Genomic DNA, 22018 nt, shown 5'->3' with positions numbered 1-22018 from the left:
CCAGATATACCCACAATGAAAGTACATTTTTTATGAGCGGTTATGAATCGCCGGAAAAATGTAATAAATTCATTAATTGTATTTTGTACGCTTAATAGATTTAAATCACGTTATGGTGAAAGCACTCGCACTCCTCACATTGCTGGGCTTAGGCAGCAGTGTGGCCGCGCAGCAAAAGGCGCCGGCCTACCCGTTAATTACGCACGACCCTTATTTCAGTATCTGGTCGGCCACCGATGAGCTGAATGGCAGCGCCACCCGGCATTGGACGGGTACTACCCAGGCGCTTACCGGCCTGGTAAAGGTAGATGGTGTTACCTACCGCATTCTCGGTAAAGATGAACCCAGCTATCAATCGCTCGTACCTACCAGCGATGAACGGCCTTACTCCGTAAAATACACTAAACAGGCGCCCACGGGCGACTGGATGCAGGTGGCCTACGACGACAAAGGCTGGAAAACCGCGGCAGCACCCTTTGGTGATGAGCCATCCAAAGGTGGCACGCCCTGGAAAAGTCACGACCTGTGGACCCGCAGAACCTTCGACGCAGGGAATGCGGCCAACGCAGACCTGTTCCTGAAAATCTCTCACGATGATAATATTACGGTATACCTCAACGGGGAACAGATATATAGCTTAAAAGGCTGGCTGAATAAATATGTATACATTCCTATTCCCGAAGCCGCCAAACAGAAGCTGAAAGCCAAAGGCAACGTGCTGGCCATTCATATCGAAAATACCGCCGGTGGCGCTTTCCTGGATGCCGGCATTGCCCGCCTTACACCGCCGCCTGCGGGTCAAAACATTGAAAAGGCCGTACAGACGGGAGTTAACATCAACGCCACGCAAACGATATATACCTTTACCTGCGGCAAAGCAGACGTAACGCTCACCTTCACCTCACCACTGCTGATGGATGACCTGCAACTGCTATCCCGGCCGGTATCGTATATCGTATATAAGGTGGCCACCAACGACAACGCCACCCACCAGGTACAGGTGTACTTCGGCGCCTCCTCAGACATCTGCGTAAACGTGCCCTCACAGCCCGTTGCCGCTTCTGCATATACCAACGGCAGCCTGTCGGTATTAAAAGCCGGCAGCAAAGAACAACCCATCCTGAAAAAGCAAGGCGACGACCTCCGCATCGACTGGGGCTACCTATACGTAGCTGCACCCAGCGCTGCCCGCCCGCAACAGTATATCAGCACCGCCGCCGATGCCGCTGCCGCCTTTGCCAACGGCCGCACAGCCAGCACTACACTCGACAAATCCCTGGTGCTTAATACCGCCGTTGACCTGGGCGCCGTAACCAGCACGCCTAAAGAACAACTGTTCCTGCTCGGCTACGACGACCTATACGCCCTACAATATTTTCATACCAACCTCAAAGCCTGGTGGAAAAACGATGCTACGCAAACCATCGACAAACAACTCAACGCCGCCTACACCGACTACACCACCATCCTGGAAAAGTGTAAGCAGTTCAACGAACAACTGCACAACGACGCCGTAAGAGCCGGTGGTGAAGCATATACCGCCCTCTGCGAACTGGCCTACCGCCAGTCCATCGCCGCACATAAGCTGGCTAAAAGCCCGCAGGGCGACATCCTTTTTCTCTCTAAAGAAAACTTTAGCAACGGTTGCATCAACACGGTAGATGTTACCTATCCGTCGGCGCCTTTATTTCTCTTATACAACCCCGACCTCCTGAAAGGCATGATGAACGGCATCTTCTATTTCTCCGAAAGCGGCAAATACACTAAACCCTACGCCGCCCACGACCTGGGCACCTATCCCTTAGCCAACGGACAGGTATACGGCGAAGGCATGCCAGTAGAAGAATCCGGCAACATGCTCGTACTAGCCGGCGCCATCGCCCGCGCAGAAGGCAATGCCAACTACGCCAAAAAACATTGGAGCACACTCACCACCTGGGCCGAATACCTGATGAAAGAAGGCTTCGATCCCGCTAACCAGCTGTGCACCGACGATTTCGCCGGTCACCTGGCCCGCAACACCAACCTCTCCCTCAAAGCTATTGCCGGCATCCGCTCCTACGCCATGCTGGCCCGCATGCTCGGCGACGCCACCACCGCCGACAAATACGAAAGCGCCGCCCGCGACATGGCCAACCACTGGATACAACTCGCCGACGATGGAGATCATTTCAGTCTCGCTTTCGAAAGCAAAAACACCTGGAGCCAGAAGTACAACATGGTATGGGACAAAGTGCTCAACTTCCACCTGTTCCCCGCCAGCGTTTACAAAAAAGAAACCGCCTTCTACCTCGCACACCAACAGCCCTACGGCCTTCCTCTCGACAGCCGTAAAACCTACACCAAATCAGACTGGATACTCTGGACCGCCGTGCTCACCGACAACGCCGACGACTTCCGTGCCCTCGTAGCACCCGTTTACAAATACGCCACGGAAACGACTACACGCGTACCACTGTGCGACTGGCACGAAACCACCGATGGTAAAATGGTCGGCTTCCAGGCAAGGAGCGTAGTAGGAGGGTACTTCATGAAAATGCTTCAAGCAAAATTTAATCCGGAGGGAGATAAATAATTCAAAATGAATTTGGAAGTAAAATAGAAATTGCTATCTTTGCACTCCGTTAAACAAAAACGGGGTGAATGATTCCCTAGCTCAGTTGGTAGAGCAATACACTTTTAATGTATGGGTCTTGGGTTCGAGTCCCAAGGGGATCACCTCATGGGACAAGTCTGAAATATCTGGACTTGTCCCATTTTTTTTTCTGCTGAAACCCTCTTCCAGATTGAATAATAACTTGGCGGCTGCATTTAATTTTGTGGTTCGATAACGCCCTTCAGAAAAAGTGAGTTTTTCCGGGAACATCGAACCAATAATCTTTCTTTTAGTTTCTATAGTGCCTGTTTCAAAAATTGTATCAAGATTACACAATGTCGATAGCCCCTTTTGAAGGATTGCCTCAATGTTTGACAGCTTATCAGGAAGTGAATGAAGTTTGGCCTCAAGAACGGTTATTTGTTTTTCGGCCTCAAGTTTACCTATCCGAAAATCCGATAAGTCTATTTCCTTGGAAAACAGTAATCGTCTCGCTTCGGAAATTTGATTATTCAGCACCTCTATTTCCTTTAAAATTCCATTACGGTCCTGATTTTCAGATTTATACTTATCCGACACTGCCTTTACTATTAAACGCTTATAAATATCACGCATAAGTGGACGAGGCACATAACTTTTAATTTCCTTTATAAAAAGGCTGTTCATTTCTTCAGCACGATGCCTAAAGCCACATGATGAGGAACAATGATAATAGTGATAGTGATATTTTCTACCCTTACTTGCGCTGGCAGTTAGTGTTTTACCACATTTAGGACATAATAAAAAGCCTCTTAATGGATAATTTTCGTCAACTGCAATTTGAGCGCGTTGCTTTCTCCTTCTTCCATCAAGAACGTCTTGTACATCATAAAAAAGCATTTCCGAGATCAATGGAGGGTGTTTTCCAATTACATACATAGGTTCCTCTCCTTTGTAGGCAGGGATATAAATTTTGCCACAATACATCGTATTACGAATCATTGCCCAGAAGTTGTTTTTGCTTGTATTAAGTCCTTTAATTAAGGCCATTTTGTATACTTGTTCCGTATTGAAATTTCCTTCGGCAATTGTTTGAAACACCCATCGTACTATTGATGCTTCTGGTTCATAAATTTCGATGTATTTTTCATACTTTGGCTTGCTTCCATGTCTACGAGAATCAGGTATCTCCTTACTTTTATTGATATATCCACGTGGTGCAATTCCCATCCATTTTCCACCTTTTTTTGCACTTCTCATGCAGTTAAAAACATTTAAGGCACGGCGATCATTTTCGACCTCCGGCTGACAGAGGTAGAAGGCTAACATCATCTTACTTTCAGGAATGTCCATGTCCAATGGCTGTGACACCGCCTGGGGTTCGATGCCCATTCGACGTAAGGAAGCAATCATAGCATAAGCATCTGCAGTGTTGCGGGAAAAACGATCCCATTTTGTGAATAAAATGAGATCAGACCTTCGATATAGTTTTCGTTGTTCAGATAACCAGTTTGACCACTCTGGGCGTTTAAAGGATTTTGCTGAATGGTCCTCATGGATAATTTTTCGTATAACTATATTGTTTCTCTGGCAGTAAGCAACTAAGCAGTCTTCCTGTTCTGATGGAGAATAACCATCTACCTGGTCATCCGTAGAGACACGGCAGTATAGATCCGCTAGTAATTCTCTTTTATTATTCATCATTCAATTTTTAGTGGTTATTAATTCTCACCATGTTTATGAGGAAAATCAGCCCATTTCAGAATTACTTGTTGGTATGTTTCACTTATCGCGAGGGCGAGAATCTTCTCTTTGGTGAGAGCTTTGATAATTTCACCTGCTTTAACCTCATTCCGGGAAATTCGCCCCCAATCAGTAAACAGGATAAAATCAATTGCTCCTGGAGTATCTTTGTAACTCTTAATATAGTTTTCCCAGAAAATCCCGATAGCATCACCAGTCACTATACTATTATCATACAAAATTCGCCTTATTGTAATATTGTGATTTACACAATATTCCTCTAGTTGGGCTTTCTGCAATTTGAATTGATAATCGCAACTGGCTCTTAGATATAAATCCGCTTTCTTCATCATTGAAATTTGTTACTAAATATGTCGATTACAGAAAGCAGAAGTTATTTTTCGGTTTTTCTTGCTTCCTGTAACTTGATTATGATCGCTTCCTTTTTATAGGCATCCTGGGATCATTGAAAATTTGTCCTATTGAAACATGATGTGAAACACAATATTTCAATAGTAGAGCTTTTTGCAATTTGAATTGATAATCGCTACTTGCTCTTACATATAGGTCAGCGCTTTTCATTATTAATATTTTGCGTTATAAATAAATCAATTACAAGAAGCATTAAAGAGAGTATTTCTTCTGCCTCTTGTGGTGTTATAATGATGCCTTCTTTTTTATAGGCATCTATAATTTCTGCCGGCGTCACCTTGTCCATATCTCACTTCCCAATTAGATAAGTATAGCATGGCCCCCTGACTATTGGAAACGTCAGTCAACCATTTACCTTTTTCATGGATAAATCATGAAAAGGCAATTAGCTAATTTATATGTTAAGGAAACTGTATATGTACACCGGGAATACAGGTGTATGATGCGGGATGGTGTTAATTGTTATTTGTTACGATTTAGAGTACAAGTCGGAGCTGGAAATTAACAATTGATGGTAAGTGTGATTGGATATTGTACTACCTGTTATTTTTCCCCAATAAATTGTAAGCGACGAAGTTGGAAATCACGCAGAGGATGGTAATAGCGAGAAAATTGTATGAAACTTGCGTAAAGGTACAATTTTTTAGGATAATAGAACGCTGAAATTCTACAAAATGAGTTACAGGGTTAAGATAGTCTGCTATGATTTGTCCGAATTGTGGCATTGTATCTCTGGGAAAGAAAAGTCCACAGGTTAATATTGACAGGAGCATAAGGAAAAAAGAAATTACTGTTGCTTCAATCGTTTTTTTACATAGTATGCTTATTACTAAACCTACACCAATAATGGCAAACAGATATATGAATAAAAAAGTGTATATTAATACTATGCTGCCCTGTATTTTGATACCATAGAAATACCTCATCAAAATCAATCCACATGAAAATACAAACACACATATAAGAAATATGGGTAGCTGTTTACTCAGAAGAATCGTTGTTTTGCTTACTGGAGTAACAAATAATTGATGAATTGTACCACTTTCCACTTCAGCTGTGATTGTGAGTGCGGCAAGATATACCCCCAACATAGTAACCAGAAAAGCCAATATTCCCGGAACAGTGAAATAAGTGTAATCCATCATAGGATTGTACCTCATAGTAATATACGTAGTGGGCAAGATGGTATTATTTTGATTCTCTATGTTGTTCATCTCTAGGATAGAATTGAGATACGCATCTGCTATTACCGCCTTTTGCATATTAATTGCGTCGAATGCAACAAAGGCGTTAATAGTATTAAACTCCCTTCTCAGGTGAATAATACCGTCAGCGTCCCCTTTATCTATTAGTTTCTTTGCAATTGTAAAGTTAGGTGCCTCGCCGACAATATTAAACAACCTACTTTGATGAATTTTGCTTAGAGTGCTTAAATTCTCATTTGCATCTTTACTGGAGCTTATTATCACTAGTCTAATATTCGAGATCTCATACCGTGCTGCAAACGGCAACACAAGAAGCTGTATTATCGGTAGAAGTATCGCTAAAACGAGTACAGCTACACTCTTCCTGATTAGAATTATTTCTTTGTTGAGAAGAAACCAAATTGGGTGGTCAAATAATTTCACAGCGATTTAATTTTCTTTATGCTAATAAGGTTGAGTAATGCAGACATTAACATCATTATAAAAATATACTTCCAAGCGGATTGGATACCGCCACCTCTCACCAGTATATCAAGAAGCCCCGAATAATACCACCTGGAAGGAACGATTGTACTCAGATATTGCAAAGGTAATGGCATGTTCTCCAATGGAAAGATGAACCCAGTAAAAAGAGCCGTCGGAATTATCATTGCCATAAGTGAGACAAGTTGTGCATCAAACTGGTTTTGCGTGAAGACGGAAATAAGTAACCCTACTGATAGACAGGTAATGATGTAAATTGAACTTAATATAATTAAAGGCAAAATATTTTCCGGAGAAAAAGGGAAGCCCCAAAGTATGATGCTTATTGCAAGAGTTGCAGTAATCTGGATAAATGAAATGAAAAAGTAAGGAAGTAATTTTGAAGAATAAATAATCAATTTAGGAACATTTGTTAGCTTCAAAGTTTCAATAGTGTGAAACTCCTTTTCCTTTACACTCTGAACAGAGCTAGTCATTACACAAATTAGCATTATTATTAGTGAAATGACGCCAGGTATATTGAGAAGACCAGCATTTAATGTAGGATTGTAAAGCATTTTCGACGTGTAATGTTCTTCGTTTTCGCTGCTGTTATAATATTCAGAAATTATTTTATTGAGATAGCTACTTGCTGTAGTAGCAAGATTGGGGTCCGTAGCATCGCAGATAATTTGGACTTTGTTTCCCGATGTAAAATCTGGGGGAATTACTACAACAGCTTTTACATCTGTTTGAAGAGATGCTTCTATTTGTGATGGACCTATGTTAATTACCCGGAATAATTTACTAGCGCCAATCTTTGCAGATAACCTTTGTGAGTGTAATGAGTTGTTTTCATCACAAATAGCAATTTTTAAGTCATGAAGATCGGATCTTAATACATATCCGAAAATAATCACCAATGAAATCGAGAGTACAAACAAGAGCAGGAAAGCCTTTGAATCTCTACGGATTAATTTAATCTCCTTTTTCAGGAGTACAAAGAACGAGAACATTTATTTATTATTTGTTATTTTTTACTATACGTCTAAATGCTTCAGTCAACGAATCGGCATTGTATTTAGACTTAATGCCAGAGGGGGTTCCAGCCTCTTTAATAATTCCACCATCCATTATTGAAATATAGTTACAATACTCCGCCTCAAATAGGTTATGAGTCGTAACAAGGAAAGTGATACCAGATTGTTTAGACAATGATGTTATCTGCTCCCAAAATATCCGTTTTGAGTTTTGGTCGGATTGGTTTGTTGGTTCATCCACAACTACGATTTTAGGGCGATGTATTATTGAACATGCAAATGCTATTTTTTGTTGTTGTCCGGCGGATAATTTGGCTGTTGATACATCGATAATGTCACTCAGTTGAAAGTCGGTAATTAGTTCCTCAATTCTAATGTTTCCATTCCTTCTACCTATGTAATGACATCCGGCATGCAGCATAAGATTTTGCCGAACAGTAAGCTGGTTGTATAGGTTGAATTGTTGTCCCATATATCCAATTTTACTTTTAAAATCAGTGCCGTTGTTTTTACCCAATTTTGCATTAATACCATCAATATATATGCTTCCTGATGTCGGTTGGACTAGACCAATTATCATTTTAATTACCGTAGTTTTACCAGCACCATTTGCTCCTAGTAGTCCGTATATTGACCCGGATGTGATATTAAAACTAATATTTCTTACCACGGTTTTACTACCGTATTCTTTCACTAAATCATCAACAATAATAATTTTATTCACTATGATTCACATTTATAGGTAAGCATAATTTTCTTTGTTTTTTAGTTTTTTTTGCTGTTATTCTCATGTTTTAAAATTTCCTTTTGTTCAAATGTGACATCTGAGTAATATATGTCATTAGCGAACATTTTAATTGTTTGTCAATAGCTAGTATTTTTTCTGAAAGTTCCTGTATTAGCATAAAATTTCGTTTGGGGTCCATGTTTGCTATGCTTAACTTATTCCTTAGTATTTTCAAATCACTTATAATACGGTGATTTTTTAGGTCTAAAAACCATTTCTCAGGATAACAAAAGAGCCGTGGTTTTTGAAGAAACCCAAACCTTACTAACGTCGTCAAACTCTTTCCTTTCCATCGGTTATGTAGCTGTCTAAGTACATTTGATGTAATATCCTCATCAGGAATCCCGGTGATGTCGGCATTTAATATATAAATGGGTACCCCCCCCCAGGTGTTGCAGATGTATATTTTTTCGACTGTTACTTCTTTTAAATCTCTCATTTTGTACTATTTTCAAATTTCTGAAAAAGCCACATGGACCGTCGATAAAAGTAAAATAACCGTGACAAGCCTTTTTATTTACTTTTATAACGTTAACAGAAAATCTTCAATACACGGGGTGGCTTTACTAACTACTATTCCTTCTTTTATAAAATCATATAAATATTCATTAAACTTCTCAACTCCACATTTAAGAACTATCCGGATCGTGTTCTCTTTCCATAAATAACAGGTTGAAATGCCAGGAAAACCTTTTACAATTCCAAATAGTTCTGGGATATTTTCCGACGATTCAATCGTGAATATGCGGTTGTCCGGGAGGGTGCTAAGTATTTCCTGTAATGTACCCGTGATTTGCATATTCCCTTTATTCAAAACAGCCATTCTGCTGAACCTTTCCACTTCTTCAAAGTCACTTCCGGCATAAACTATAGTTGTTCCAGATGCCCGTAGTTCAGACAGGTTGTTCCACAGCTCATCTCTTGAAGTTATATCAAGGCCCGTTGTCGCTTCATCAAGTAACAGTATAGGCGGATTGTGAAGGGTTGATAGATATAATGCTAGTTTTTGCTTGGTGCCGCCTGATAATTCTTGGGCTGGAATCGCAGAAAATTTTTTGAGTTGTTTATATAATTGACTATTCCGGTCTGGTAATATCTGTTTATCAACTTTCCGAAGGTCTGCTACCAGATGAATGTTTTCTTCTACTGTCAGATCGTTGTATAAGGCAGGTTTTTCTGGTAGATAGCCAATAAGTGGACGTAGTTGATGAAACTGGTTTTTGAGAGAATATCCCAGAATTGTGGCATCACCAGTGTCCGGTTTGTCTAAAGTTGAAAGTACTCTACAAAGTGTTGTTTTCCCTGATCCATCTGCCCCAACAATACCAAATATTTCTGATCTATTGATATGGAAATTGAGATTGCTAAGGGCCATAGAACGCTGGTGGGTTTTCCCCAAGTTGACTATATCAATGATGTTTGACATCTTAGTTATTTTTGTGTTATTGCGAATGCTTCACCATACATGCCTGACTTGATTTTTAGTTCAGGATTTAAAACTAAGATCCTGGCGGAGTAGACTAAATTTGTTCTTTCGTCCGGAGACTGAAGCCCCTTGGGTTGAAATTCAGCGCGAGTATTGATACTAATAATCTGACCGGGATGTGTTATTTGCCCACCAATTCCATCATCAATTTTTATAGTAACCTGTTGCCCTATCCGGCAGTTCGTATATTCCTTGTATGGAAAATAGACTCTAAGATACATCTTGCTATTGTCTGCTATGGTGTAAATTGGCGAACCGGACTTTATATGTTCGTATGCTCTGCTGAATCGCTTTGTTACAGTTCCCTTTATCGGATTAATTATTCGACATTTTTTAATTTGGAAGTTCAATTGCTCAATTTTTGCTATCAGCATTCCACTATCGGATGTGATGGCAAGGTTTTCTGATTGGTTTTTTACCAATTCTGATTTTAGTTTGGTTTGCAAAACATTTACTTCTTCTTTTGATTGCTCGATTTGTCTCTCAATGAGTGAATTTTCCGCTATAATGTCATCTAGGGACTTCGACGGAATTGCATCAGCATTCACTAAAGCAGTGTATCTCTTCTTTTCAATCTGGATTGAATGATGCCTTGATTCCAGGACTTCGGTATATTTTTTTCTAGCTACTATCTCAGCTGAAATGTTACTGATCTGTGGCTTGATGTTAATTTTTTTAGTTTGTAAAGAGCGGAGTTCTGATACAACTTGTTCTTTTAAATAGTGTAGGTCCGTTGTATCTATTTGTCCCAATGGGTAATTTGCCTCAATTTGATCGCCATCTTCTACTTGCAATTTTGTAATCTCACCAGTTCCTCCGGCAGATATTGTCGTCTCTTCCGACTCGAAAATACCGCTACCCATAAGGTTTGGATTCTTGCTACCTCCACATGAGAGTAACAGGGTGGAAAATATATAAGGTAGTATTAACAGTGTAGATTCTTTCCTATTATTCATAAATCAGTTGTGGGTTGAATTTATATTGCTTACTGGTGGTTGCTCAATTCTGTAGTGAGTGAAATAGAATATCTGTTACTTCAAGTTGAGTGTGCGGTAGAAAAAGTAAGAAATCAACTCCGGCTTGTTTTAAAGATATAGTCGTTTCTTCCAAAGTGCTTGAGCCATAACAGACCACTCTGCAATTTTTGAATACCTGAATAGATTTAAATCGCTTTAGAATGGGGATTGTATTTTTGAAATCTGCCCCAAAAGGAAGGAAAACTATATCTGGTTTCTCCATTAATGCCTGCAAGACAGCCGGATCAGAATAATCAAATACTTTGACCTCCGCTTGAGGGATTATACTATCTATTGTTTCTGTAACATATTTAGTGTATATCTTACCATTCTCTAACAATAGAATTTTTACCGGCCTTTCCGGTTTGAAAAGTTCGGCTACAACCGGTTTAAATTCTATTGGTGCAAGTGGGATGGTAATTTTGTACGTTGTGCCTCTTCCAATATCTGAAGTAGTCTCCAGTTCGATATTCAATACTTTACACAGGTGAATTGCATTCGCAACGAAAATATTTTTTGATCTAAATGCGGCTGATATTGATTCCTGCATAGTTTTGAAATCAGCAATTTCGTCGTTGATAATATCAACAGGTCTGCCAATGTCATTGACTGTTAGCTCAAGCTGCCACACATCATTCTCGACCTTTGAGTATATTTTTACCTGGGATGCTTCGTTTGCAGATAAAAGGGCAGTTATAATTAAGTTATTTACGATTCTCCCAAACTTTGCTTCATTGATAAGTATGATCGAATTTTGTCCACCAGTTTCAGATAGCAGGGAAATATTGTGCAGGGTAGCAAAGGATTGTGCCTGATTTATTATTGTATTTATAAATTGATCCGGGTCAATGTTGTGAACTGGGTATCGATGATGCTTTAGGGTTTGAGCGGTTTTTTGGTCCTGGAAGTTCGAGATTAGTGCGTTGACATAATAACTGATTCCTTTTGCTGGTGATAGAATGCTCTTAAAGTGGGTTTTATCTTCCAGTAGGCTACACTGGTGCAAGATTAGTGATAGATCAAATACCTTTCCTGTAATATCTTCCAACAGCACATCGGTAAATATAGCATTGGATTTTGATCGCTCGCGCTCTAAATTCAACTCTCTTTTTAATTCTTCAATTTCAAGTAGCCGATTTACATCATTTAATATCCTGTTCTTCCTCAGTCCTCTGTTTTTATTTACTAGCGAAAATATCTCTCTGGCTATTGGTATTCGCTTCCAAAATGAGATACTACTTTCTTTTCGATCATTTATAAGAACCTTTTTTATGGATTTCAGGTAGGTTTGTAATAAGCCGAGTTGTGAACTGATAAGTGTTCCATCTATTTGCCTGGGGTCCCTATTGGTTAGTTCCCGTTCCAGGTTTTTAAAAAAGATGATGTATTCGATAATGGTTTCTGTCTGAGATACCAAGTCAGCCTCCTGAAGGGTAGAAAGATGTTTGTAAAAACTGTTTTGCATTTATCAGGGTCACAGCTTTAAATACAGGTGGATACAGAGTAAAAGTTCGAGGAAAATGCTTTGGTGTTAAGGGATACAAAAGTAATAATTGGGTAGTTTGGTATCCAATGTTATAGCATATTAAGGCTTTTTTTTTGTTTTTCAAAAAAAATATTCTCTCCTGCCCATTTTATGGCAATGCCTAGAACCTAGGTATTGATGTATGTATGTACCTGTGCTATACGATATATGCATGCATACATCAGTTAACTACTATTTGTCGCGATAAGATTTTGGGGTGACAAAACTTCTCAGATTGATGCATGTACGTGCCTGTAGTATGTGATGTGCGTGCATGCGTGCATGTATCATATGGTGGCACTAGTGTCGGATACGATTCCGACTACTCTATATAATAGGATCTATTGTTGTTATACAGCTGTATGATTGGTGTATATGTGTTTTTTGAAGTTGCTTCACTTTTGATTAAAGAAAAATAGTTGATATGGAAACAAATTCGGCATTTAATCCTCCTACTATGGAGCAAGTAAGGTACTATTTTTTGAAATTGGACCTCGACATACAACATGCGGATGCATTTTACTGGTACCATTCTATCTCGAAATGGAAGTTGGGTTCCGGTAAAGAAATGCGTAACTGGAAGGTGGCGGCAGTCAATTGGATTGTTTCATTTCGGAAGGCCATTCCATTAAAAGAAATGCGACGCATTTGATGAGATAGGGTTGAATTGTGATTTTGCAGCTTTATAAACATCTTATGTATGGCACGTGATAGAGCCTTTAGTAAGGCGGAAATTCGTTTGTTTTCGATAGTAAACGGAACTGTCGGTCGAGGGGATTACTTCAAAGCATATTTATTGCAAGGAAGTTTTGAGCAAGTGGACCATAATCTGTTTAAGAAAGGTAATAAGGAACTAATACAATTGCAGAACGCTAATGGTATTTGGACGTATGAAAATAAAATGCTTCCAGAGGATCGAGGTTCCTTTACTCAGTTTGTTGCTAATCGAATTGACTTAAAGAAGGATATAAATACCAGATTTGATCCTGTACTTTATACACTTGCTGCAATTCTTGTGTGGAAATTTCACCGTGATTACCAGGGAGAGAAAAAGAGGATTTATTCCAAAGTCAAGAAAAAACTCAAACGCATCAATGAGAAAAGCGAACAAAAACAAGGAAGGAAGCGGTAGTCAGCAAGGTGCTTTTCGCAGTTTTTCAGCTGTACTATTTATTGTGCTTGATGGCTTATTTCGGTTTTGTAAGCGAATGAATGCTGTAGATACTGGATCGAATGAAGGACTTTCGACTGATGATGACTCTACCAAGTTGAATACTGAATCAATTTGTGTCGATATAGGTAGTTCCGAATTTGCAAAGAGTTATAAGTTTCGCGTATATGCAGACAGAAAGAATGAATTTACTGGGTGTGAAATTTTGCTAGAGTTTTCAAGATTGGTTCGCCAGGTCATGATAGATTTTCATGAACAAGGCATTCCGGTGACCTATTCAGATCTGTATGCCTCATTGTTTGAGGTTGTAAAAGAGAGAAGGAAAGTAGGTGGTCTTAAAAAGGCTTTTTCCTTTTTCTTGAGTTACTGAATTTTCGCTTTCGATCTTATTTCTAATTCTAATTGTTGGGTAATTGAACAGAGTTCAGTTAAGTCTGTCGGCTGTGACACGCCTCCAGCAAGATGTACAATTGTTACACAATTGCTCTTTCTTGCTTGCTCCAGGGTCGCAGCAAGAGGTTAATATTGCTCGGAACTCGCAATATTGTGTAATTGACTTGTAGGACTGATTCTAAAGGTTTATGATATGGGGGGTGAAAAAAATAAAGTAAAGTGGTGCAATGTTAGATTGTCGTTGTCAGAACATGAATCGTTAACAGCGAGAATGAGAGGGACAACGAGCAATAGCCTGAGTGAGTATGTGCGGAAAGTTCTATTTGGAGGTGTGGTAGTGACAAAGGTACGTGATCAAAGTATGGATGCATTTATGGAGGAACTTATTGCGCTGCGACTAGAATTAACGGCACAAGGTAATAATTTTAATCAGGTGGTCCGGAAGTTAAATGCCATTCCTCCATCGGCGGAATATCTTCATTGGTTGGTAATATCCGAGAAGCATCAACGTGATTTGCTTATAAAGATTGAACACATTCAGAAGAGAATAAGTGACTTTTCTAAATTATGGTTGCAAGAATAATGATTGGGGAGAATATAAGTGGGGCCATAGTGTATAATGAAAAGAAGGTTGCGGAGTCTCTTGCCAGTGGTTTATTAGCGCATAGCTATCCAGATGATTTTAGCAATTTGAATTTTACTCAAAAGTTACCCGCAGCCTCGTTAAAGCCGGTAATTTTGATGGCGTATTATTGGCAAACGATGTATTTGAGAAGCGGGGTATGCCTGAATGCTTATAGGGAAGTTGCCAAGGTCATTTACGCAAAGGCGCATTAACCAATTTTGGGAAAATTAAGAAGGAGGTTCAGCCATGAATAAGTTTAATGGTATATGGTTTCCTGTAGGAGGAATCGGGAGTTAGCTTGATACAGACGTAACCGGGTAATAGCCAACAGTTGTTTGTTATATTGAATTTTTCGACTTCCCTTATATGAATGGCTTGTATTTTGGCTATTAATGTTTTTTCCTTTAACGCTACTTTAACAATCTTCCGTCCTGGGGAGGATAGGAAAATATTCCTATCCTATGTTTTTCAATTGTACGTATCGGTTATTCTACCGGTTAATATTTAATAACGCAAAAATTAAAATGATGAAGTACAGATTATTTTTTTCAGCGATGCTGGCAGTGGTTGTTGCCGTGATTTCTACTACAGGTGCAATGGCACAGCAGCCATCAAAAGAACAACGCAAACAGATGGCAGATACCAGTAAAAAAACTGGATCCCGTCCCGCAGCACCGGTATTAAAACCAGCAAAGGTAGATACTGCGAAGAAGACAGGCAAAAAACATTGATTCTATCAATATTGTATTTACCAGGCAGAATAGGAAACGTTATTGCAAGCAGACAGCGGTGTACCGGCGTGTTCATTTGAATGTTGTAGAAACAGGAGCGTAATAAAACAGGAACATTTGCTGTTCCGGAAAACCGGAAGGTTGCGGCCGCTGTTTGTAGTTCCTGGAATGGGGAGAGCAATAACTTTACCAGGGTCCGTAGCGGTATATTATTGATGTTGGGCTATTACCTGTCATACCAACGAAGTTGCTGATGTCGCAAATGGTGAAATATTAGTAGAATGTTTACTACGGAAGCGCTTCAGTTATTGGTGCATTAATCAACGGAGGCGGCTCTTCAGCGGCCAGCCTCCTTGTTTAGATAGGCTATTGATGACATTTATAGGCAGCTATTAAATATTTTCTTTCAAAAAAATTAAAAATAACATTGGTTGCCATAGGAAGAATGCGCAATCTGTTGTTTTCTATCAGGAAGAAGAACAGCCTTCCGGTGAACGAAACGTAGTCTGTACAGTAGTATTTATTCAAAAAAAATTAGTATATGAAACAAGTAAGAATGCCCCTGAAAGGTATTGCCTTTACCCTGTTAGCCGCCACTTTGGTGACCTCCTGCAAAAAGAAAGACGATCCGGCTCCGCCACCGCCACCAGCCAGGAATGCAACTATGCAATTCGTGCATGCTTCTCCAAAGACCGGTGAATTGACCGCAGATATCAATGGCAAAAAGCACCAGGATAAACTGAAGTTCCTTGGACAGTCAAACGGGTACATTCCTGTGCCGGCTGACAAAGAAGCGGTATTGAAATTCTTACTGGACGGAAGTAAGTTAATAGTGGATGGGAAATATGCGTTGACAGACAAAGTGAGTTATTCGTTGTTCGTGTATGACACGCTGTTGAACAACAAAGTAAAGGCATTGTTGTTAACGGATGACCGCAGCAGCCCGGCAAAAGGGAAGTCCAACGTACGTTTCCTGCACCTGTCACCTGATGCTACCGCTGTTGATATTGATGTTTTTAAGAATAAAGACAGTCTGCGGTTGGTAAGTAATGCTACTTATGTTGGGGATAAGCCCGATATTAAATCACTATCTGTATTCAAATCTGTTGCTGCGGGTGATTATCATGTGAAAGTCAAAACCAAGGTTGGTGGAAAAGAAACGACGATACTCGATATTCCTATTGTTAAACTGGAGGATGGAAAAGTGGCAACATTGTACCTGAGTGGTCTGGCAAAGGGGACGGGAACCACCAAAGTTGCACTCCAGGTATCACAACATAAATAAATTTTTTGGGATGTAGAGAACGGAAAAGGCCACCTCTGAATACAGAGAGTGGCCTTTATGTGTGATAACCTATATGGTTATACGTTAAAAGAGCTCTTCCTTAAGAAGTTGATGTACAAATTGGACAGCAAAGTGCATGGGCGGCTACGCATGTGTGCCTGGAAGCAATGGAAGACAATCAAAGGGCAGTGCCGGCATCTCATAAAACTAGGCGACCTAAAGGTGACGGATAGCAGTGGAGTAACGCCAGTTCGGGATATAGCTGCATGTCACGCAGTCCGATATTGTGTAGCATACTCGCCAGCAAGTACTTTAGGAAGAAAGGTTACTTAGGATTCTATCATCACTAAGATATGAAAACAGAACATCGGAAGAAATTATTCTAACAAACCGCCGTATACCAGGCCGGTACGTACGGTGGTGTGAAAGGACAGTGAGGGAAATAATCCCTCACTGTCTACTCGATTTCCTGTTTATTTTCTCCGCCATTGGTAACCCAGGAAAAGGTTGAACTGCTGGTTGTATATTTTCCATTGATGCTGTATGCGTGGGTCTTCTATAACCGGTATAAATCCACGGGAATAGCCAGCGCCTATATTCCAGCCATTGTTGCATTCATAGCGCAGCTGTACCACGATGCCAGCATCAAATTTGTAGCGGAATCCTCCCGGAGCAGTAGCGGTGCCGAAAATGTTTCTTTCTGTTGTTATTTGTCCATCGGCGCCTTTTCGTTCTATACTGCTGTGCAGCAAGCTGCTAACGTAAGGGCCGGCAGATAACCGGAACCGGTGAAAGTAAGCAGTAGTTGAGATGGGGGCTATCATCAGATAAGTGCTCTTAAAACGGCTGTTGTATACCTGTTGGCTGTTGCTGTCCAGGAGATGCAACATCACCGGACTTTGCCCAACTGATAATTCGGATTGGATGCCAAAATACTTGCTTAGCCTGGAGTGCACCGTAATTCCTGCAAACATACCGGGCAGAGGTTTTACGTAGCTGCCGGACGACAATAAATGAAGGTCCCCACCATATAGTGAGCTGGAAGATACCCCTGCTTTTATGCCAAATGATACTTCCCGGTATCCGCTACTGTCTTGCTGGGCGCAAACAGGCGGAAGTAATGCAAGGAAAGCTATCATTATCAGAATATGTTTCATATCATTCGTTTATAAGTTAATATCCCAGATGCCGGCTGTTCTTTCCATTTCCACCAGCGCCGCGGCATATCCATTTAGTGCCTCGTAATAGCTCTGTTTCAGGCTGTTGTAGGTGCGCTGGGCATTCAGTACTTCCAGCAGATTGATCTCGCCGGACCGATAGCTGTATATCTTACCGTCGAGTGCTTTCTGCGCATCTTCCAGTATGCCGGTATGAAACTGGCTTACTTGTTTGCGGGCAGCGAGGTAATTATAATAGCTGGTGGCCACTTCGGTTTGTACCTGTAATGCCGCCTGCTGGTAACGGGCAGCTGCCTGGGCTGCGCTGTATTGGGCCGATAACAGCTCCGCCTTCGACCTGCCGGAAAACTTCAATGGTATGCTAATACCTGCGGAAATAACATTCGTGGAAGGGGCTGGTGCTATGGTGTTGGTAGCACCGGAGTTTTGCGCCATTCCCAGGCTTAGTCCAAGGTCCGGCATCCTGTTGGCCTGTGCCAGCTTCACCAGGTTGTTGGCCACTTCTTTATCTTTCACGGCAGCGAGGACATCGGCCCGGTTGCTGACAGCGGTGTTGATAAGGTCTTTTAAACTAAATTCCCTGTCAAATCCGGATTTGAACGTAGCAGGGTAGTAAAGCGTATCTGATGATTTTCCCATCAGCATCCCCAATTGTAATAAGGCGGCCTTAAAGCTGGCTTCATGCTTATACACTGTATTCAACATGTTGGCGGCTTCCAGTTTACTCTGGCGCGCATCTACTGCTTTTATTTCTCCCAGCTGAAATCGGATGCTATCTGCCCGGGCAAACAGCGACATGTTTTGATAAGATTCCGTGGTTACTTTGAGCAGGTTTTCCTGTAGTGTGGTTTGCAGGTAGGCCAGCGTGGCATCTGCCCTGAGCTGGCGATAGTAGTTTTCCAGCAACAGGTTTGTCAGTTCCAGCTGGCTTATTGCTACGCTGCTTCTGGCTTGTCGTTTATTGCCCAATTCCAGCAGCCAGTTGACAGAGGTACTAAATCCATACCCCATTTTCATTCTTTTCTGCCCGTTATCCACCCAGCCAAATGACAGCGTCGGGTCTGGGAAAACCTTTGCCGCAGCAACCCTTGCGGCAGCCAGGTTGACGTTGAACCGCTCTGTTACATACGCCAGGTTGTTATTTGTTATTTCCGCCAGGAAGCGGGTATAAGTCAACGAGTCAGTTACTTGTGCATTTCCCCGTACTGCCAGGAAAAGCAATAGCAGGATATTACCATATCTGATAGCCATCTGTTTATTTTTTTTCATCCTTTTGCTGATAGTCTGTAGCACCCCATTTGCTTTCAGACAGATAATACAATGCCGGCAAAACAAATAGCGTAATGACGGTAGCAGCCAGCAGGCCGTATACTACTACGGTAGCCAGTGGGCGCTGAACATCTGAGCCAATGCCGGTAGCCAATGAGGCTGGCAATAAGCCAAGAATGGCAACGGTGGCGGTCATCAATATGGGCCTGAACCTGTTGGCCGCACCGGCAATTACGGCTTCCAGTAAGGTAGCTCCCTGTATGCGCAGCTCATTGAAATTGGAGATCATGATCACTCCATTTTGAATAGCTACGCCAAACAATGCAATAAAGCCAACCGCAGAAGATACATTGAGGGTCATACCTCTTATATTGAGCGCCAACATGCCGCCAAAGAGTGCCAGCGGAACAATGCTGAGGATCAGCCCCGCCTGCCGGAATCGTCCGAATGCGCCGTATAACAGAAGGAACATAAACAGCAGCGTTACAGGCACCACCACCGCCAGTTTTGCGTAGGCGCGCTTTTGATTCTCGAATTGCCCTCCCCATACAATCCGGTATTTTCCGTGATCATAAGAGATGTCTTTTTCTATACTGTGCCTGGCCTGTTCCATAAAAGAAGACAGGTCCACGTTCCGGAGATTTAGTTTTACAGTCAGGTGCCTTTTGTTCATTTCCCTGGTAATGATGCCTTCCCCGGTAGTGGTGCTGATAGCAGCTACCTGCGACAAAGGAATCCTGGCCCCAGTGGGAGATGCCAGCATCAGATTGGCAATTTTTTCCGGCGTATTTCGGCTGTCTTCTTTATACCGGCAGGTGATATCATATACTTTATTGCCGGTAAAAAGCTGGGACACCGGTTTACCACCAATGGCTACTTCTACCAGCTCCGACACAGTGCTCACGTTCAGCCCGTATTGCGCCAAAGCCGCTCTGTCGATTTTAATTTGCAGTTGTGGCAGAGGGGGCTCCTGGTCGATAGAGAGATCTACCGCGCCTTTTATCTTTTTTAGGGACTGTAGCACCTGCTGCGCTATCCGCCGGGTTTCTGCAAAATCGTCGCCATATACTTTTACAACCAGCTCGCTATGGGCGCCTGATATCCGGTCCATCACGTTATCGATCATCGGCTGACTGAAGCCAACATTATAACCTGGCATTGCGGCATAGTCGGCCGCCAGTTCTTCAATAAGATCGGCTTTGGTTTTTCCTTTGGGCCACTCTTTATAAGGCCGGAGCCCTACAGAACATTCAAAATGGGAGGCCGACCAGGGGTCTGTTCCATCGTCATTTCTGCCGGCATGCACCATCATATAGGTGATCTCTTTGTGTTTCAGGGTTACCATACGTAAAGAGTCACTCATTTCTTTCGACTTCTGGAGTGATATGCCCGTGGGGAGTTGTATCTGTAGCCATATAGAGCCTTCATCTAAAGAGGGGAGAAAGTCTTTGCCTACGGTCGCGGAAAGTATAGCAGCGCTTATCAGCACTATGCCTAATGGCCACAAAACCCTTTTAGGCTTTTGCATGATCTTTCTGGTACGGGCCAGGTAGGCTACGGATAATTTTTCCAGCCATTTGTTGTGGTATAATTTGCGCGGCTTTCTGTATACGCTGTAAGCGAGACCTGGAATTAGCAACATTGCTACTATCAAGGCACCTGCCAGAGCGTAGCTCACCGTAAACGCCATTGGTGTAAACAGCTTACGTTCTACTCTTTCAAAAGCAAATAAAGGCAGGTAGGCGGTAATGATAATAATGGTAGCAAATAATACCGGCTTGCCAACAAGCGCCGCCCGTTGCGCTATGGAACGCTCGTCCAGCGGTGCCAGTTCATTTTCTTCCCGTTTTTTCAGGATCGTTTCCATCATCACAATGGCGCCATCCACGATAATTCCAAAATCAATGGCGCCCAGGGAAAGCAGGTTGGCCGGAATGTTGGTAAAATACATCAATATAAAGGCAATCAGCAATGCTAATGGTATTGTAATAGCAACGATCAATGCCCCCCGCCAACTGCCAAGAAATACGATGAGCACTATAATGACCAGCATCATGCCCTCTATCAAGGTGTGTGAAACCGTATTCAGCGTGGTGTTCACCAGGTCTGTACGATCCATATATGGCCGGATCCGTACTCCCTCAGGCAGCAGGTGGTTGTTGAGATCATCAATGGCATTGTGTACTCCCTGCAATACCAGCGTAGGGTTTTGCCCTTTTAGTAATTGTACTACGCCTTCGATGCTTTCATTGTAATCTACCTCCCGGTCTGTAAAGCCCAGGATGCTTTTCCGCTCCAGGTTGCCATATCTGAGTTCACCTACGTCTTTTAGCAGAATAGGAACGCCTTTGTTGGTTTTAATAACCAGGTCGCCAAGTGCTTCCAGTGTTTTCACCAATCCGATTCCGCGGATCACATAGCCCAGGTCGCCCTGGTTGAGTATACTTCCGCCGGCGTTGGCGTTATTGTTAGTGATGGCGGCCTGGACATCGCCGAGCGACAATTGATATTGTTCCAACCGTGCGGGGTCTAGTTCTACCTGGTATTGGGTGGTAATGCCTCCAAAATTGGTGACGTTGGTTACACCGGCTTCCTGTTTTAAACGGGGTATAATTACCCAATTTTGCAGGTCGGTCAATTCCCTCAGGTCATGGCCTTTACTTTCTATCACATACCGGTAGATTTCCCCGATAGGGGAAGTCAACGGGTCCAATCCCGGTTTGGCTCCATAGGGAAGTGTTAATGCGTTCAGTCTTTCATTGATACGTTGCCGGGCCCAGTAGTCTTCGTAACCATCCTGAAAAACAACGGTAACGATAGATAAGCCGAAGGTGCTTTTACTGCGCATGACGCTCATGCCGGGAAGCCCATTCAGTACCCGCTCTACCGGGACGGTAATCTGCTGTTCCATTTCCTCCGCTGCCAGTCCGGGCACCTGCGTAATAATCTGGGCGCTTACATCCGCAATATCCGGGTATGCTTCGATAGACAATTGTTTCCACGAATAATAGCCAAATAGTGCCAGCATTATAAAAAAGCCTATCAGTAACCATCTTTTCCGGATGGTTATATAAATCAGGTTCATCATGTTGTTT

At 42.0% G+C, this 22018-nt stretch carries 19 protein-coding genes, 1 tRNA gene and 1 pseudogene; 9 read left to right on the top strand and 12 right to left on the bottom strand.

Annotated elements, in window-relative coordinates:
• The first annotated feature begins 112 nt into the window (after window positions 1-112).
• Complete coding sequence (locus tag HGH91_RS05585) at window positions 113-2575, top strand: glutaminase family protein (protein ID WP_168737437.1); 2463 nt, start codon at window positions 113-115, stop codon at window positions 2573-2575.
• Window positions 2576-2645: 70 nt separating this feature from the next.
• A tRNA-Lys gene (locus HGH91_RS05580) sits at window positions 2646-2718 on the top strand.
• A gap of 529 nt (window positions 2719-3247) precedes the next feature.
• On the opposite strand, the pseudogene HGH91_RS31590 reads toward HGH91_RS05580, so the two are convergent.
• From HGH91_RS31590 to HGH91_RS05535, 9 genes and pseudogenes are all read right to left on the bottom strand, one after another.
• Window positions 3248-4276 (bottom strand): annotated as a pseudogene (locus tag HGH91_RS31590) (recombinase family protein); the annotation flags it as partial.
• A gap of 20 nt (window positions 4277-4296) precedes the next feature.
• Complete coding sequence (locus HGH91_RS05570) at window positions 4297-4671, bottom strand: recombinase family protein (protein WP_168737436.1); 375 nt, start codon at window positions 4669-4671, stop codon at window positions 4297-4299.
• A 215-nt stretch (window positions 4672-4886) separates the two neighbouring features.
• Window positions 4887-5036: a hypothetical protein gene (locus HGH91_RS05565; protein ID WP_168737435.1), complete on the bottom strand. Its 150-nt coding sequence runs from the start codon at window positions 5034-5036 to the stop codon at window positions 4887-4889.
• Between the two features lie 250 nt (window positions 5037-5286).
• Window positions 5287-6378 carry an ABC transporter permease gene (locus HGH91_RS05560; RefSeq protein WP_168737434.1) on the bottom strand — a complete coding sequence of 364 codons (1092 nt, stop codon included), beginning with the start codon at window positions 6376-6378 and terminating at the stop codon, window positions 5287-5289.
• Window positions 6375-7433, bottom strand: a complete 1059-nt coding sequence (locus HGH91_RS05555) for an ABC transporter permease (protein ID WP_168737433.1) — start codon at window positions 7431-7433, stop codon at window positions 6375-6377. The genes HGH91_RS05560 and HGH91_RS05555 overlap by 4 nt, the downstream gene beginning before the upstream one ends.
• 7 nt (window positions 7434-7440) lie before the next feature.
• Window positions 7441-8181, bottom strand: a complete 741-nt coding sequence (locus tag HGH91_RS05550; protein ID WP_168737432.1) for an ABC transporter ATP-binding protein — start codon at window positions 8179-8181, stop codon at window positions 7441-7443.
• Between the two features lie 586 nt (window positions 8182-8767).
• On the bottom strand, window positions 8768-9670 hold the full coding sequence (locus tag HGH91_RS05545; RefSeq protein ID WP_168737431.1) for an ABC transporter ATP-binding protein: 903 nt from the start codon (window positions 9668-9670) through the stop codon (window positions 8768-8770).
• Between the two features lie 5 nt (window positions 9671-9675).
• The gene (locus HGH91_RS05540; protein WP_168737430.1) at window positions 9676-10593 is read right to left on the bottom strand and encodes an HlyD family secretion protein; all 918 of its coding nucleotides are present in this window, start codon (window positions 10591-10593) and stop codon (window positions 9676-9678) included.
• A gap of 136 nt (window positions 10594-10729) precedes the next feature.
• Window positions 10730-12211 (bottom strand): hypothetical protein, encoded by a 1482-nt coding sequence (locus HGH91_RS05535; protein WP_168737429.1) that lies wholly within the window; start codon window positions 12209-12211, stop codon window positions 10730-10732.
• Window positions 12212-12728: 517 nt separating this feature from the next.
• Here HGH91_RS05535 and HGH91_RS05530 point away from each other — a divergent pair.
• The 7 genes from HGH91_RS05530 to HGH91_RS05500 all read left to right on the top strand — a co-directional run bounded on the left by HGH91_RS05530 (window position 12729) and on the right by HGH91_RS05500 (window position 16476).
• Window positions 12729-12923 carry a hypothetical protein gene (locus HGH91_RS05530; RefSeq protein ID WP_168737428.1) on the top strand — a complete coding sequence of 65 codons (195 nt, stop codon included), beginning with the start codon at window positions 12729-12731 and terminating at the stop codon, window positions 12921-12923.
• Window positions 12924-12971: 48 nt separating this feature from the next.
• Window positions 12972-13403 carry a hypothetical protein gene (locus tag HGH91_RS05525; RefSeq protein WP_168737427.1) on the top strand — a complete coding sequence of 144 codons (432 nt, stop codon included), beginning with the start codon at window positions 12972-12974 and terminating at the stop codon, window positions 13401-13403.
• Complete coding sequence (locus HGH91_RS05520) at window positions 13366-13812, top strand: hypothetical protein (RefSeq protein ID WP_168737426.1); 447 nt, start codon at window positions 13366-13368, stop codon at window positions 13810-13812. Before HGH91_RS05525 ends, HGH91_RS05520 begins: the two co-directional genes overlap by 38 nt.
• 216 nt (window positions 13813-14028) lie before the next feature.
• On the top strand, window positions 14029-14418 hold the full coding sequence (locus HGH91_RS05515) for a plasmid mobilization protein (protein WP_168737425.1): 390 nt from the start codon (window positions 14029-14031) through the stop codon (window positions 14416-14418).
• Window positions 14403-14672: a hypothetical protein gene (locus HGH91_RS05510; protein ID WP_168737424.1), complete on the top strand. Its 270-nt coding sequence runs from the start codon at window positions 14403-14405 to the stop codon at window positions 14670-14672. Before HGH91_RS05515 ends, HGH91_RS05510 begins: the two co-directional genes overlap by 16 nt.
• Before the next feature lie 315 nt (window positions 14673-14987).
• Entirely contained in the window at window positions 14988-15191 is a 204-nt protein-coding gene (locus tag HGH91_RS05505) for a hypothetical protein (RefSeq protein WP_168737423.1), read from the top strand.
• Window positions 15192-15732: 541 nt separating this feature from the next.
• The gene (locus HGH91_RS05500) at window positions 15733-16476 is read left to right on the top strand and encodes a DUF4397 domain-containing protein (protein WP_168737422.1); all 744 of its coding nucleotides are present in this window, start codon (window positions 15733-15735) and stop codon (window positions 16474-16476) included.
• Between the two features lie 473 nt (window positions 16477-16949).
• On the opposite strand, the gene HGH91_RS05495 is transcribed toward HGH91_RS05500, so the two are convergent.
• Genes HGH91_RS05495 through HGH91_RS05485 form a run of 3 tightly spaced genes read right to left on the bottom strand, consistent with a single transcriptional unit; the run spans window position 16950 to window position 22011 of the window.
• On the bottom strand, window positions 16950-17633 hold the full coding sequence (locus HGH91_RS05495; protein WP_168737421.1) for an outer membrane beta-barrel protein: 684 nt from the start codon (window positions 17631-17633) through the stop codon (window positions 16950-16952).
• A 9-nt stretch (window positions 17634-17642) separates the two neighbouring features.
• Window positions 17643-18905, bottom strand: coding sequence for a TolC family protein (locus HGH91_RS05490; RefSeq protein WP_168737420.1), 1263 nt, complete (start codon window positions 18903-18905; stop codon window positions 17643-17645).
• Window positions 18906-18909: 4 nt separating this feature from the next.
• Window positions 18910-22011: an efflux RND transporter permease subunit gene (locus HGH91_RS05485; RefSeq protein ID WP_168737419.1), complete on the bottom strand. Its 3102-nt coding sequence runs from the start codon at window positions 22009-22011 to the stop codon at window positions 18910-18912.
• Window positions 22012-22018: the final 7 nt, after the last annotated feature.

Source organism: Chitinophaga eiseniae, from assembly GCF_012641265.1.
GTDB classification, from domain to species: domain Bacteria; phylum Bacteroidota; class Bacteroidia; order Chitinophagales; family Chitinophagaceae; genus Chitinophaga; species Chitinophaga eiseniae_A.
This window is presented reverse-complemented; position numbering and strand designations above follow the sequence as displayed.

Excerpts from the sequence above, each read along its gene's own strand:
- HGH91_RS05585 (WP_168737437.1), top strand. The coding sequence starts at position 113 with ATGGTGAAAGCACTCGCACTCCTCACATTGCTGGGCTTAGGCAGCAGT.
- HGH91_RS05570 (WP_168737436.1), bottom strand. The coding sequence starts at position 4,671 with ATGATGAAGAAAGCGGATTTATATCTAAGAGCCAGTTGCGATTATCAA.
- HGH91_RS05565 (WP_168737435.1), bottom strand. The coding sequence starts at position 5,036 with ATGGACAAGGTGACGCCGGCAGAAATTATAGATGCCTATAAAAAAGAA.
- HGH91_RS05555 (WP_168737433.1), bottom strand. The coding sequence starts at position 7,433 with ATGTTCTCGTTCTTTGTACTCCTGAAAAAGGAGATTAAATTAATCCGT.
- HGH91_RS05545 (WP_168737431.1), bottom strand. The coding sequence starts at position 9,670 with ATGTCAAACATCATTGATATAGTCAACTTGGGGAAAACCCACCAGCGT.
- HGH91_RS05540 (WP_168737430.1), bottom strand. The coding sequence starts at position 10,593 with ATGGGTAGCGGTATTTTCGAGTCGGAAGAGACGACAATATCTGCCGGA.
- HGH91_RS05535 (WP_168737429.1), bottom strand. The coding sequence starts at position 12,211 with ATGCAAAACAGTTTTTACAAACATCTTTCTACCCTTCAGGAGGCTGAC.
- HGH91_RS05530 (WP_168737428.1), top strand. The coding sequence starts at position 12,729 with ATGGAGCAAGTAAGGTACTATTTTTTGAAATTGGACCTCGACATACAA.
- HGH91_RS05525 (WP_168737427.1), top strand. The coding sequence starts at position 12,972 with ATGGCACGTGATAGAGCCTTTAGTAAGGCGGAAATTCGTTTGTTTTCG.
- HGH91_RS05520 (WP_168737426.1), top strand. The coding sequence starts at position 13,366 with ATGAGAAAAGCGAACAAAAACAAGGAAGGAAGCGGTAGTCAGCAAGGT.
- HGH91_RS05515 (WP_168737425.1), top strand. The coding sequence starts at position 14,029 with ATGGGGGGTGAAAAAAATAAAGTAAAGTGGTGCAATGTTAGATTGTCG.
- HGH91_RS05510 (WP_168737424.1), top strand. The coding sequence starts at position 14,403 with ATGGTTGCAAGAATAATGATTGGGGAGAATATAAGTGGGGCCATAGTG.
- HGH91_RS05505 (WP_168737423.1), top strand. The coding sequence starts at position 14,988 with ATGAAGTACAGATTATTTTTTTCAGCGATGCTGGCAGTGGTTGTTGCC.
- HGH91_RS05500 (WP_168737422.1), top strand. The coding sequence starts at position 15,733 with ATGAAACAAGTAAGAATGCCCCTGAAAGGTATTGCCTTTACCCTGTTA.
- HGH91_RS05495 (WP_168737421.1), bottom strand. The coding sequence starts at position 17,633 with ATGAAACATATTCTGATAATGATAGCTTTCCTTGCATTACTTCCGCCT.
- HGH91_RS05490 (WP_168737420.1), bottom strand. The coding sequence starts at position 18,905 with ATGGCTATCAGATATGGTAATATCCTGCTATTGCTTTTCCTGGCAGTA.
- HGH91_RS05485 (WP_168737419.1), bottom strand. The coding sequence starts at position 22,011 with ATGATGAACCTGATTTATATAACCATCCGGAAAAGATGGTTACTGATA.